General features: G+C 53.6%; 13 protein-coding genes and 2 tRNA genes. 6 read left to right on the forward strand and 9 right to left on the reverse strand.

Going from position 1 to position 12,523, the window contains the following annotated elements; all coding sequences use genetic code 11:
* Positions 1-523 precede the first annotated feature (523 nt).
* Positions 524-754, forward strand: coding sequence for a helix-turn-helix domain-containing protein (locus RIKMI_RS0101910; protein WP_027290247.1), 231 nt, complete (start codon positions 524-526; stop codon positions 752-754).
* A 565-nt stretch (positions 755-1,319) separates the two neighbouring features.
* Here the strand turns inward: RIKMI_RS0101910 and RIKMI_RS14190 are convergent.
* The 4 genes from RIKMI_RS14190 to RIKMI_RS15330 all read right to left on the reverse strand — a co-directional run bounded on the left by RIKMI_RS14190 (position 1,320) and on the right by RIKMI_RS15330 (position 2,936).
* A complete protein-coding gene (locus RIKMI_RS14190) occupies positions 1,320-1,718 on the reverse strand; it encodes a hypothetical protein (protein WP_051214232.1) in 399 nt (132 codons plus the stop codon).
* Positions 1,719-1,775: 57 nt separating this feature from the next.
* A complete protein-coding gene (locus RIKMI_RS14195) occupies positions 1,776-2,378 on the reverse strand; it encodes a relaxase/mobilization nuclease domain-containing protein (RefSeq protein WP_084135145.1) in 603 nt (200 codons plus the stop codon).
* A gap of 105 nt (positions 2,379-2,483) precedes the next feature.
* The gene (locus tag RIKMI_RS15325) at positions 2,484-2,654 is read right to left on the reverse strand and encodes a plasmid mobilization protein (protein ID WP_169715488.1); all 171 of its coding nucleotides are present in this window, start codon (positions 2,652-2,654) and stop codon (positions 2,484-2,486) included.
* 105 nt (positions 2,655-2,759) lie between these two features.
* Positions 2,760-2,936: a plasmid mobilization protein gene (locus RIKMI_RS15330; RefSeq protein WP_440590516.1), complete on the reverse strand. Its 177-nt coding sequence runs from the start codon at positions 2,934-2,936 to the stop codon at positions 2,760-2,762.
* 813 nt (positions 2,937-3,749) lie between these two features.
* Between RIKMI_RS15330 and RIKMI_RS14520 the strand changes: the two genes are divergently transcribed.
* Both RIKMI_RS14520 and RIKMI_RS0101935 read left to right on the forward strand, forming a co-directional pair.
* Entirely contained in the window at positions 3,750-3,917 is a 168-nt protein-coding gene (locus RIKMI_RS14520) for a helix-turn-helix domain-containing protein (RefSeq protein ID WP_084135307.1), read from the forward strand.
* A gap of 2 nt (positions 3,918-3,919) precedes the next feature.
* Complete coding sequence (locus tag RIKMI_RS0101935) at positions 3,920-4,222, forward strand: helix-turn-helix domain-containing protein (protein WP_027290248.1); 303 nt, start codon at positions 3,920-3,922, stop codon at positions 4,220-4,222.
* A gap of 57 nt (positions 4,223-4,279) precedes the next feature.
* Here the strand turns inward: RIKMI_RS0101935 and RIKMI_RS0101940 are convergent, their stop codons facing one another.
* From RIKMI_RS0101940 to RIKMI_RS0101960, 5 genes are all read right to left on the reverse strand, one after another.
* On the reverse strand, positions 4,280-5,503 hold the full coding sequence (locus tag RIKMI_RS0101940) for a site-specific integrase (protein ID WP_027290249.1): 1,224 nt from the start codon (positions 5,501-5,503) through the stop codon (positions 4,280-4,282).
* Positions 5,504-5,863: 360 nt separating this feature from the next.
* A tRNA-Gly gene (locus RIKMI_RS0101945) sits at positions 5,864-5,936 on the reverse strand.
* 353 nt (positions 5,937-6,289) lie between these two features.
* Positions 6,290-6,361, reverse strand: a tRNA-Thr gene (locus tag RIKMI_RS0101950).
* A gap of 147 nt (positions 6,362-6,508) precedes the next feature.
* On the reverse strand, positions 6,509-7,753 hold the full coding sequence (locus tag RIKMI_RS0101955; protein ID WP_027290250.1) for a PLP-dependent transferase: 1,245 nt from the start codon (positions 7,751-7,753) through the stop codon (positions 6,509-6,511).
* 976 nt (positions 7,754-8,729) lie between these two features.
* Positions 8,730-10,037, reverse strand: coding sequence for a clostripain-related cysteine peptidase (locus tag RIKMI_RS0101960; RefSeq protein ID WP_027290251.1), 1,308 nt, complete (start codon positions 10,035-10,037; stop codon positions 8,730-8,732).
* 389 nt (positions 10,038-10,426) lie between these two features.
* Here RIKMI_RS0101960 and RIKMI_RS14775 point away from each other — a divergent pair, with 389 nt between their 5' ends.
* The 3 genes from RIKMI_RS14775 to RIKMI_RS0101975 all read left to right on the forward strand — a co-directional run bounded on the left by RIKMI_RS14775 (position 10,427) and on the right by RIKMI_RS0101975 (position 12,506).
* Positions 10,427-10,711 (forward strand): hypothetical protein, encoded by a 285-nt coding sequence (locus tag RIKMI_RS14775; RefSeq protein WP_027290252.1) that lies wholly within the window; start codon positions 10,427-10,429, stop codon positions 10,709-10,711.
* A 192-nt stretch (positions 10,712-10,903) separates the two neighbouring features.
* A complete protein-coding gene (locus RIKMI_RS0101970; RefSeq protein ID WP_027290253.1) occupies positions 10,904-11,923 on the forward strand; it encodes an NHL repeat-containing protein in 1,020 nt (339 codons plus the stop codon).
* Between the two features lie 265 nt (positions 11,924-12,188).
* Positions 12,189-12,506: a hypothetical protein gene (locus tag RIKMI_RS0101975; protein WP_027290254.1), complete on the forward strand. Its 318-nt coding sequence runs from the start codon at positions 12,189-12,191 to the stop codon at positions 12,504-12,506.
* Positions 12,507-12,523 lie beyond the last annotated feature (17 nt).

Below are 12,523 nucleotides of genomic sequence, written 5' to 3' on the forward strand. Positions count from 1 at the left end.
TCTTTTCAGACCAATGGCCTTGGCGAAAGCATTGACCGAAAGGCCCGAATATGTGATGCCCCTCGGAAAGCCGTTCCCAGGTGGAGTTTAGGGGATGATCTGATTTCATAATTCAGGAGCGATAGATGATTCGATAAGCTCCGCGTCGGAATAAAAAAAGGACGTGGTAACAGCCCCTCTTCGTAGGTCTTAGGAAACCTTAAAATCGGAAGCTGCCCCGCGCCCAGGTCATACCCTGACACGAATGGTCAGGGCATAACGAAGATTGGCGACTATTATACCCGATTTAAACAACCTCAGAATCTGAGGCTTCCTAAGTTTACGAAGAGGTATAAAGAGTTGTGTCTCTTTATGGTACGTTTCGGCTTAAATTCAGCCGTGTGTCAATACCTGTTCAAAGGTAATGTTTCTTCTCTGTTTCTTTTTCATAATGCCTTATCCAGCTTCAACAAATATAAGCGATTTTATTTATACCTACAAGTGTGGAGTAAAAATAAACTACACGATTGTAGTTATTTGTATTATGAAAGAGCAAAGGCGGAATGAAATCTTGGTCAAAAGGATTGCGGAGAGGCTAAAAGAACTCCGCAAGGAGCGTAATTTGACCCAAGAAAATGTTCGCTTTGACTTGGAATTGAACATTGGCCGTATCGAAGCCGCCCAGCATAGCATCACGTTCTCCACTCTTGGTGATTTGTGTGACTACTACGGCGTGACCTTAGAGGAATTCTTCCGCGGTATCCACACCAAGTAGGCGGCTAATCTCTATTCCTGCGAAATAACACAACATTTTCCAATACACTTTTACCTGATGACTGGAAGCGTCATCTATTGGTATTGCTTTTCCCGCACCTCTCCCTTTCTTTCCGGTAGCGTTTAGCCAGAGATTTTCCGGGGAGTTCGGCAAGGCCGCCCGGTGAGGGCGCTTCGTATAGCCTTGTCCGACACCCCGGAAAATCGGTAACTTAGCGGACGGGGGGGAAAGGGAGAGTTCGGAGCCGCACGGCAGAGGACGGACAGAGCAAAGGAGAGGGAGCGAAAGAAACAGGCAGAATAAAGGAGCGTGGCAAGGGGAAAAGTGAATGAGAAATCGAGGTTTCGGAGAATGAGACAGGAAAGGGGGACGACCAACAAAGACGACGAAAACCGGGTAAAGAGACCGGGCGAGGGCCGCGACTAAAATCGCGGCCCTCGCTGTTTCTTCTTTCGTTTCTTCCGGTGCAGCAGCCTGAACTCCGGGTCGATGTATTCATGCACCTCGTGCCCCGGCTCGAAAAGCGTCCCGAATATGTCCAGTCCGTCCAGTAGCGTTTGTCCGATCAGGGATGTTTCGCTATCAGGCCCGGATGTGGCGCCCGCCCTCCTGGCAATTTCGGCATCTCTGCCGGGATCGGTTCGTAGGTCATAGTCGGAGATTCGGACTGTTCCGTCGGTGGATTCTTAAACCATTCGTCCCAGGTGCGAGCCGCATACTCCTTACCCAACGCCGAACCGTTCAATACAGTCCGGCTGCCGTGATCGACAAAGGTTGCCCCGTAGACCCGCCCGTCCTCCGTCCGGCGGAATACGGCGTCGATATGCTCTGTCTTGAGCCTGGCGACTAACGAACGCTCGGACGTGGAGTTAGCTTTAGCCCGGTCTATAGCCTGCCGGATCTGCGCCAGCCGTTCGGGGTTCTCCTTCAGCTTTTCGCTATTCCGCGCAAACCGCTTTTCCAATGACTTTCACCCGAACACCTCGCCGAGCCTGCTGGACTTAAACGGCGTTCCGATGCGCTAACCGTTGTCGTTCAACGCTCCGTACATAAGGCCATGATAAGGGCCTTTCTCTGTCACACCCTTAACCTCGTCGATGCGGATGTTGTAAAGCTCCAGCAAGGTATTCAGTTCCGACAGCGAACGGACGTTGTACCGCTCGATCAGCGTACGGGCCGTGCGTTTGACTTGCTCCTTCACATTCCCGGCTGGATAGTCCACGCGCTTTAGTTCGGCGATTTCTTGTTTCGTGTCGCTTTTGGTGGGCGGGTGAAGCCCGTACTTCTGTTCCATTTCCCGGCAGTGGGCGATGGCCCGTTTCAGGTCGAAACGGTACGGGATTTCCTGTCCGTTTTCGTCCACCCGCACGGATACGATGTGCATGTGCTTCCGGTCGATGTCGGAATGTTGGAAAATAATGTAGGGTTGTTCGCCATAGCCCATGCGCTGCATAAACTCCTGGGCCAGAATAATCATCTGGTTCGCCGTCAGTTTGTCTTTGGGCGACGGGTTGAGCGAGAAGTGGATAACCGGCTTCTTAACGTCGGTATTCAGGTCTGCATAGTATTTGAAGGCTTCGGCGCACTCGTCGATATGGAGCTTGCCGCCGGGACTCTCCGGAATGCCCTGAGATCAGAGCAGTTTACCGTTGCTTGCTTCGACTTTAATGTTGTTGTAGGCCAGCACGCCGTATACGTTGCTGCCATAATCGACGGTAGGGATCATCGGCTATTCGGGATTCTGTGTAGTGACTTTATGCTCCTTCTGCCAGGCGCGAAACTTCCCGATCAGGGCTATCACCTGCTGTATCAACTGCTCCAATTTCTGCGTTTCTCCCGCCAGTTTGTAGAGGAAAGCCAGCGCTTTCTTCTCCCCGTAAATGGAGTGAATCGCCTTCACGCATTGGTTATAGTTGTTTCCTATCGCCCTGAATTGGGAATAAAACTCGGTCAGGCGGACGTAAAAATCGAACGTGTTTTTGTCCTTCGTGACGACCGTAAAGTCTCAGCCGAATATCCTCGCCCGGATAAAATCGGCGGCGTTGCGGGCCTGTGTTCTGCGGAACATAGCCAGGAATTTTTCATTTTCCTCGTCGTTCAAGGCGACGTAATAGCGATGTATTCGCGGATCGGCCAGCACGATATTGCCGGCCTGATTTCTTGTTTGATGTCCTTTTCTCATAAAACAACATTTTAACGGTTCGACTTGGGAGAACCGGCCCGCACCCCGAATGGTTTTCGGGGGTGGCCTTTCAGCGGGTGGATCGTCATTCACCCGCTGAAAGTACCCCTCGCTATATGCTTGCGCATATTAAAATCCGGCCGGGGCCGAATTGGAGGTATTCGGGTGCCTGTTTCCTGTGCGGGAAACGGCGGGGATGGTTCTCACGGGACAAAAGTAGGGGGGGGGTATAATCAAGTTGTACTGTTTGCGATCCCGCCAACTCCCGCCAAACCCTGACTTCACGCGCCACCTCTGCAAAGAGCGGTACAATGTCGGGAGATTGTCGTTTCATTTGCAATTGAAAGAACGTCTAAAAAGCCTTTGATAAACACGTCAGCACAAACGGACGAGAGGACAGTCGTTCGTAAAACCGAACGAAAGGCCATACGGACGGATCAATGCCATTCCGTACTTATTTCCGATAAGAAGTTCGGACGGCAGTACGTCCGAAAGTGAAAACGAACGAATTTCCCGACAGCTATACGGATAGATAGCTATACTGCTATGGGATAAATCAAATTCTGAACGAACAACCATTATTCATTGCACCTGTTTTCGCCACTTCCGGCCAAACCTCGCCATGAGACTCCACGGTGTACTGATTGCGGGATAGGCCGTTATCTTTGCCCGTGAACCAAAATAGATTGCATTATGGGAATCGTCTGTATCGACGAGAAGGTATGAACCGCCTTGCTCGGAAAGATCGAGACGTTGGGCGCACAAGCCCGGAGGTTAGAGAAACGCTACCAGCCGACAACTAAAGAGCCGTGAATCGACAGTCAGGATGTATGCCAAGCATTAGGCATCACCAAACGGACGCTGCAATCCTACCGGGAGAAAGGGATCATTCCATTTTCCCGCGTTGGGGGCAAGTTCTTCTACCGGGAGAGCGACATGGCCGCTTTCCTGGAATCGAAAACCAAACGGCGGGAGGTGTAGCTATGGCAATGGACTATCTGACCAAGGAGAGCGAAGAGGTAAGACAAGCCTTATCCTCGCTCGACCGTACCGAACGGGTTTTGCAAGGAGCGGAGGCCAACTACATGCCTTCAATCAAAGGGGAACGCTACCTGACCGGGGCGGAGCTCTGCGAATACCTGCATATCTCGCCCCGGACGCTGCAAACGCTCCGGGATATCCGGCAAATCACCTACACGGCAGTCAGCGACCGGGTGTTCCTCTATCCAGAATCGGGAATACGGGAGGTACTGGAACGGAATTGCAGGGAGGCTGTCTCTGACTAAACAAAGGGCCGACGTGGTTTACTTATCCAGTCGGCCCTCTTTGTTATCCAATGCTATCTACTGTGCTATTTTGAACTTATCCCCGATCTTCATCATCTCGCGACTGATATTGGTTTCTGAGATTTTTGCGTAGTGCCGGGTCATGTTCACGTTCGTATGGCCGAGAATCTTGGCCAGCACGTTGATCGGCATCCCGTATTCGATCGCCACGCAGGCGAACGTATGGCGGGCTACATGGGTGGTCAAGGTCTTGCCGATATTGCAGATGTCCGCGATCTCTTTCAGGTAAGCATTCATCTTCGTATTGCTCGGTATGGGCAGCATCTTGCCCTGCTCCCTGCATTTCGCATCATGCTCGTACTTGCGCAGTAGCCTAATCGCATAAGACAGCAAGGGAATGCGACTCATTACCGACGTTTTCTCTCTCGGCTTGTGTATCCATACCGTTCCGTTTTCAGCGGTCGTGATATGCTTTTTTCGCCGGTGGTCAGCATCGGTAAAAGCCAGTCCTGTGAAACAACAGAACGCAAACACATCCCGTATCCGCTCCAGCCGCTCGTTCGGCATTGGCTTCACAATCATCTGCTCCAACTCGGCTTGGGTCAGGTGATCTTTCGCCTTGTTGTGCTCCTCTTTCAGTTTGTAATATTTAAACGGATTCTTTTCAATCCACTCGTTCCTTATCGCGTATAGGATAAAATTTTTCAGGCAACAGAGTAGATTGACCGCTCCGTTGTTCTTGCAGTTGTGGGCCGTTTGCAGAAAGGTGTTGAAACCGTCGATGTATTCATAACTGACCGATTCCAACGGCAGATCGTTCTTTTTGTATTGGGACTGTGTATATTCCCTCAAGTAGCGCAAAAGGCGATGGTACTTGTTTGCCGTAAGCTGAGTAATGCGAACGCCGACCTCCGCTTGCCGCTTCTCGCAGTATTTGTCGAGTTCAGATAAGAACTGTTTCGTGTTTTCGTAAGGATTGACAAGCCGCTGCTTCATGGCGAAGCAGTTGGGTTCTTTGCCCTCTTTGATAAGCCCGTCGTAGGCCGCGAGAATACTGGCCCGGTAGCTGGCTAAGATGTCGTTGATCTGCACCGATATCTTATCCCGGCACAGCGACCGTTCGGCTTTCTGGTTCCATTTCTCGGGTTCGATCTGGCATCGGGTGTAGATTTCGGTGGATTGCCCTCGTGTGGTGATGCGGACGTAGATGGGGGCTTTGCCTTTGCGGGTGATCTTGGTCTTCTTGCAGAAGAAAACCACGCAGAACGTTCTCTTTTCCATGATGCTGTACGTTTTTGATGATTAATACGTTTACAGCATAGAAATGTTGCGGGGCAAGATATTGCAGGAGAGCGTAATAACCGTCATTCGTGACCCATTTCAGGATTGGTTCCGAAAGGTCACTAATTAGGTTTAGAAACCTTGCATTTGGTTGCTTCTTCATGCAACCGCCTGAAAAGAAAAAATCCTTACATATCATTGATACATAAGGATTTTTCATCTTATTACAGCCTCTTTTTCAAGGCGTCTGGAGCGGACAACGGCGCTCCCCCTCATAGGGGGCCCTGGGTCGCTCGCCGAAGTCTCCGTTTTCCGAAAACAAGAAAGCCGGCAATCGTTTGATTACCGGCTTTCCCTATGAGCGGAAAACGAGACTCGAACTCGCGACCCCAACCTTGGCAAGGTTGTGCTCTACCAACTGAGCTATTTCCGCAGTAAATAAATATTTGTACGATAGTGTGTGTGATGCGGCAACTTGCCAAGGTCGGGGATCCTGTTTCTCTTGAAACGCCGTCCCGCCGTTTCGGGCAAGGTTGTGCTCTACTTTCCTGAGCTATTTCCGCAAAACGAGCTGTTGACGAGGATTACTGCGCCTCACTTTGTGAGGCTGGTTATCCTCTCCGCGCCCCGTTAGTGTTTTTTCGAATTCTTCTGAAAATAGTATTCTGCGAATCCTTGCGCCGTAATCGATCGATTGTTGCCAAGTAAACTCGACACAACGATCGCTTTCGTCGCAACCCTCTTCGAGGTTGCATTTTCAAAAGCATTCAAAAAACTCTCGATCAGAGCTGTTGACGAGGATTGAACTCGTGACCTCTTCCTTACCAAGGAAGTGCTCTACCACTGAGCTACAACAGCAAAAAACTCTCCTCTCTCCGCCCCGCAAAAACCGCCGGGGCGATTGACGAGTGCAAAGGTAGATAAAAAAACAAAAACCGCAACCCCCGACACATAAATTTTGCGGAAAAATTTTCAGTCCTCCGCCGACAGCCCTGAGAACCAGCCCTATTCCAACGCCCGGCGAATATCCGCCAAAAGGTCCTCCGCGTCCTCCAGCCCCACCGACAGACGGATCGTACACGGCGAAATATCCATCTCCCGGCGCACCTGCTCGCTGAACGTCCCGAAAATCGTACTCCACGGGTGGATGGCCAACGACTTGTTGTCGAACAAGTTCGTCGCCCGGCAGATCGACTGCAGACGATCCAGGAACCCATAGCAGGCGGCCTGCGACGCCAGATCGAAAGTCAGCATCGCCCCCGGCGCCTCCCCGAACTGACGTAAAGCCACCCCGTAAAAACGGTTCGACGGCAATCCCGGATAATTCACCGCCGCAATGCCCGGCCATCCATCCAAAGCCCGCGCCACCTCCGAAGCCGTCCGCGACGCACGCGCATAACGCACCTCCAGCGTCTCCAGCCCCAACGATTGCTGCCAGGCCGCCTGCGGCGTCATATACGCTCCCAGATTCCGGTGCACCTCCCGCCGGAGCTTCGCCGTGAACGCCTCGCGCGGAGCCACGCCGTACACCTCGGCCGCCCGCGCCAGCTTCGGCCGAAGACTCCAGTCGAACGTCCCGTAATCGACCAACAGGCCTCCCAACCCCGTACCGGCCGCCAGATATTTGGTGCTCGAAACGACCTCGAGATCGACCCCGAACTCCCGCGCCCGGAATGCCGGGAACGGTACGACCGTCGTATCCGCCGCCAACGGCACGCCCGCCGCCCGGCACACCGCCGAGAGAGCCGTCAGATCGGCCACCTCCAGCTGCGGATTAGTGATGATTTCCAAAAATACCGCGCACGTATCGCCGTCGATGGCCGCCGCCACCGCTTCCGGGTCCGTCATGTCCGCGAACCGGGTTTCGACGCCGAAATCCGCCAGCGTCGAAGCCAGCAGCGAGTAAGTATTACCGAACAGGTGCGGCGAGGCAACCACATTGTCGCCCGCTCGCGCCAGCGTCAGCAGCAGATTGGCGACAGCCGCCATGCCCGAATTGAACGCCGTGACGCCCAACGCGCCTGTCGCCTGCCGCACACGCCGCTCGAAATATTCCACCGTGGGATTGGTAATACGCGAATAGGCGTGGTCCGCCGTACGTCCCGTAAAAGCCAGCTCCATCGCCTCGGCAGTCGGAAAACCATAGGCTGCGTTTTGGTACACCGGCATATTCAGCGCCCCGTGCGGATCGGGTTTGCCATAAGGCGTAGCGAGCACTTCGGCCGTAAATCCTCTTTTTTTACCGTCCATTTTCCTGAATATCTTGAAAGCGCAAATATAACGATTTTCCGCAGCCGCCGACCGGTCGCCTGTCGAATCATACCGTCGTTTCGAGGAGAGGGAGCAGGTCGGATGCCCGGAAAGGAGCCGAATAAAAAAACAGCCCTACGGTTAAATGCCGTAATATCTCGGCTTTACGCTTCCCGAAGCGGCGGAGACGCTTGGATGTGCAAGCCGGCAAGTCTTATGAATCGCGGAAACTCATTTCATTTGTAATGGTGCCGCCCGGAGCCAGCGAGGACAAGACCGAGCTTTGCGAATGTTGCAGCCTTTCGCCAAAGACAGCTCCGGGCTGGCCGTTACACGGCGGACGATTAACCGTACGATTTTTATTGATGCGATTCGCAAGAATCGCCGGCTTTCGCGGTGCCTTCGGGTGCTCCGACCGGGAGTTGGCTCCGATGGGGTGGGCGCAAAACCGAAAAAGTAAAACAGTTTAACCGTACGTTTCTATAACGGATCGCAGCCTGCGAAGATCGGGAACGAGCCTTGCGAGCAAGCGGGCCGCTACAGCGGAAAGCTCCGGCCAAGTGCAACCTGAAAGTCGTGGTACAGTTAAAACTGCACTTCCGCATTAACGGACGGAACGCAGTCTTGCGAAAGCCCGGTGCCGCTCGCACTCGAACCTGCCTGCAACTACCACCATTCTTCTCCGGCTGCAGTCCCTTGGCAAACAAATATAGGATTAACCAACCATGGAACGACCTCTTGGTAACGCAGACCCCCGTACTGCGAATACCCTGACCGGAATTTCTCCTTGTCGCAGGTGGCGGCGCGAACCGAAAGAATCATGCCGTGGAAGATAGTATATATACCAAAAATATACCGGTTCCATCCGTTCGGGTACCGAACCTCGGTATTACGTCCGCAGTTCTGAAAAGAAGATGCCCTTACGATAAACGGACGCCGCACGGGTCCGAAAGAAGCGGAAACGATCCGATATGTTCTACGGCACCAGCGTTCCCATCCCCGACGCCGCGCTCCATCCGAAGCGCGAGCGGTAAGCCTCCAGCGACACCGGCGTCGAATTTCGCGGCAGGTAACACGACACCCCGCAATGCGTATTGACCCTCAATTCATTGAACAGCACCGGCGTAGCCGCCGCATAGACCACCGCCCCGGCCAGCGCCGCACGGAACGACGCCACCAGCGGATCATCCTCTCCCCAGGTGCGCACCACAAAATCCTCCAGGTCATAAAACGTATCGTGAAATTTGACAGACCGGCGGCCGTATTGCTGACCCGCATACGAGATGCCGGCTGCCGGCAGTCCCGCGTCGCACAACGCCTTGACCGCCCCGGCCAGCGACGGCAGCTTGTCGCTGCGCACCACCCCCACCGTCGCGCTCCGGTACGCCCCCGACCGGGCGTCGTAATATTCGTAAAACTCGCGGCCGATCGCCTCCGCATCCGTCCGCGGGGCGAACATCGCTTCCATCATCCGCGCATACGGGAAGCCGTCGGCCAGCGTCTCGGCCGCCGAAGCGATCAGATAATCCGTATGGTCTTTCAGCTCCCACGCCAGTTCGATGCTCGCCATATGGCACGCATCGAACAGGATGAAATCGAACACGGTCCCGGCCGGGAGCGCCCGCGCCAGCTCGTCGATCTCCATTTCGTTGTTTCCGTGGCTGCCGCTTTGGCCGAACGAATAGGCTGTCGTCCCTTCGTCCGAAACCGCCGCTCCCCCCGACGAGGCCATTCCTGCCAGCTTCGAACCGGCCCACAGCGGATCGTCCGCCGGGGGCAGCGCGGATTTCAGCGGCTGCCCCGCCCCTTTCGGCAACCAGCCCGACCCGTGCGACCAGAAGACTAACGCATAGCTTTCCGCCGGGGCCAGCTTCATGGCATCCTCCACTACCCGGCCCATCACCGCCGGATCGGTCGGATCCGATTCCCGGTCATAGGTTTTCAGCACCCGGCTCGAAATAGTCGTCTGGTCATCGTCCCGCGAAATCAGGAGCAACCGGGGCCGTTCGTCGTAATCCGTTCCGCCCGATGCGTAACCGCTCGCGGCTGCCGGCGGGTAGAGGAAAACCACCAGGCGGCCGTCGTATCCTTCGCTCCAGGCCGCTTCCATTTCGTTGATATCGCCCTCGGCATAACTGTACAGGTTATTATCCGCCACCATATATTCGATCACCGTACGGTTCTTTCCGGGCAGCGGCACCTCCGGCCCTTTTTTTTTCTCGCACGCCGTGAATGCCGCGGCCAGCGCCGCCAGAGAGAAAAAGATCGCAATCCGTTTTTTCATACCTGCATATCGAAACTTCCGCAAAGATACGCTTATTCCGCCAGAAAGCGCAAACGGCCTTAGGCCCGGGTACCGACTTACATACTCCGTACGGGCCGGGTCGATAGATACGACTTTGCCCGAAATCGGGTAATGATCTCTCCCGGACGATCCTACGGACTACCGGGCGCTCCGACCGGCAGTTTTTTGCGGACAGGGCATGGCAATAAGTTTTAAATCAGATGTTTATCTAAAATAGAATAGGCTGTATATACCGACCATATCCCCTGCGGATCATTATCGGCCGCCATTTATGTTTGAAGAAAATAGCGCAAATCCAAAAAATATTACTATATTTCGACAGAAATCCGACCCGGTGTCGGGTTCGTTCACTAATAAAAACAAGCACCATGAAAAAATCGACCAAAAGCCTGCTCTTCGGAGTATTGGGAGCCGCGGTACTCGCCGGCGCTTACCAGAACTACCGCATGTCGCAAACGGAAAAGATCGCCTCCAATCTTACTCTGGACAATATTGAATCATTGGCTCTGATAATGGATTGTTATGCAGAAGCCACTTGTCCGAGCGGCGCTGTCATTCATTGTTCAGGCGGAAGTTCTTGTGAAAGCGGACCGAACGAGAGCGGCGGCTCGTATGTGATTTGCGACGGGAAATACGGCTCGTCTTGCAACTAATGACTTTAAACCGGCGTAGCGAACGAACGACTCGTCGCTACGCTATTGCGTAAACTCGATTAACCCGCCCTGTTCGCCGGCATTTTTAGGTCCGGCACTCAACGGCCCAGCGACCCGACAGACTGTCCTCCCCGAACCGGTTCGGTATATCGAAATATACAATTTTCTTTTCCCCATTTAACCGAACAAGACATGCGGATCATATCATTTATTATCGGTCTCGGTTCGCTTCTGCTGGCAGCCTGCGGGGGTCCCGACTGTAAAAAGGCCGAAATCGTAGAACTCGGGCCGGGCGACAAAACCATCCACTCCTTTTCGGATTCTTCGTTTTTCAGCGACATATCCTGTATCGAGACCGACGGAACCGGAAGCATATATGTACTGGACCGCAAACGAAGCCAAATCATTCGCCTTGATGAAGATATGCGGCTCCTTTCCGTGATCGGACGTCAGGGACGCGGGCCGCAGGAGATCGGCGCCGCTATCAGTTTTTCCGTCCGCAACGACACTGTTTACGTCGGCGACGCCTACAAACGGGGCGTTCTGATGTTCACTCCTTCCGGTGAATGGTGCGGGATGATCGACATGAAAGAGGCGTTTCCCTACTTCAAACGGTTCAGCGTGCGCGACGAAGGTTCGATATGTTTCGCCGCCTGCTCCGGACAGGAGCGTACCTCGCTGGCGGAATACGACCGCCCAAGCGCTGCAATGACCCGCTTCGGCCAGTGGACCGACTTCGGTACGCCCGCCAAAAACGACATGCAGAACAAACGTTCCGTTTTTTTCCGCGACGGACAGTATATCGCGGTACCGTGGTCGATTCCCGTCGTGGAATTTTACGATGCCGCCACCCTCCGGCCGACCGGAACGCTGGACCTGTCGGAAGTGACTCCGGTGAAAGAAATTTACCTGGAAATGACAGCCAACCGCGAAATCCGGGAGTCGCCGAACATGTGGTATGTCTTTATGGAGGATACCTATCTGAACAGAGACAAATTGTATGTATTGCTCAATCCGGACGAAGGAACCGCCGATGAGTTCAAGACTGGCAGCGTGGTGTTGGAAATCGACCTCTCCGGTCCTGAACGGTTCGTCAGCCGGAAATTTTCTCTCCCCGGCGAGCATCTTTCGCGGATCGGCGTAACGAATAACCGTTTGTACGGTTTCTCGCCGGACGACGCTTCGCTGAGGCGTTACCCGCTGCCGGAATAAATGCCGGTCTGTCCGCCGGTTTCCGCCGCCCGCTGTTCGGGAATGACATCCGCAGGTTCCCGGTGCTATCGCCTTTCTCTGCCGATAAACTTCGGTAAAGAACTGTTTATTATCGAGCCCGATTATATATCGGCCAGCCATTCGGATAACGCCAATCGGTTTTTATTTATATTTAGAACTAATTATTGTAAATCCCAAAAATATTACTATTTCGACAGAAATCCGACACGGTGCCGGGTTCGTTCATTAATTAAAAACAAGCACCATGAAAAAATCGACCAAAAGCCTGCTCTTCGGAGTATTGGGAGCTGCGGTACTCGCCGGCGCCTACCAGAACTACCGCATGTCGCAAACGGAAAAGATCGCCTCTAACCTGACCTTGGCCGATCTCGAAGCGATGGCTTTCGAGGAACCGATCGAACCCGATTTGTGGCAACCCGGAGACAACTGCGAAGCACGTACAACATGCAGCAACGGTGCTGAAATCTTTTGTACAGGCACATCTTCGTGTTCGAGTGGCAAAGATGACGACGGACTGAAATTTGTAATCTGCGATGGCAATATGTCTGCTTCCTGTCTCTAATAATTCGCTTTGCTCCC

Origin of the sequence: Rikenella microfusus DSM 15922 (assembly GCF_000427365.1) — a bacterium.
Taxonomy (GTDB): domain Bacteria; phylum Bacteroidota; class Bacteroidia; order Bacteroidales; family Rikenellaceae; genus Rikenella; species Rikenella microfusus.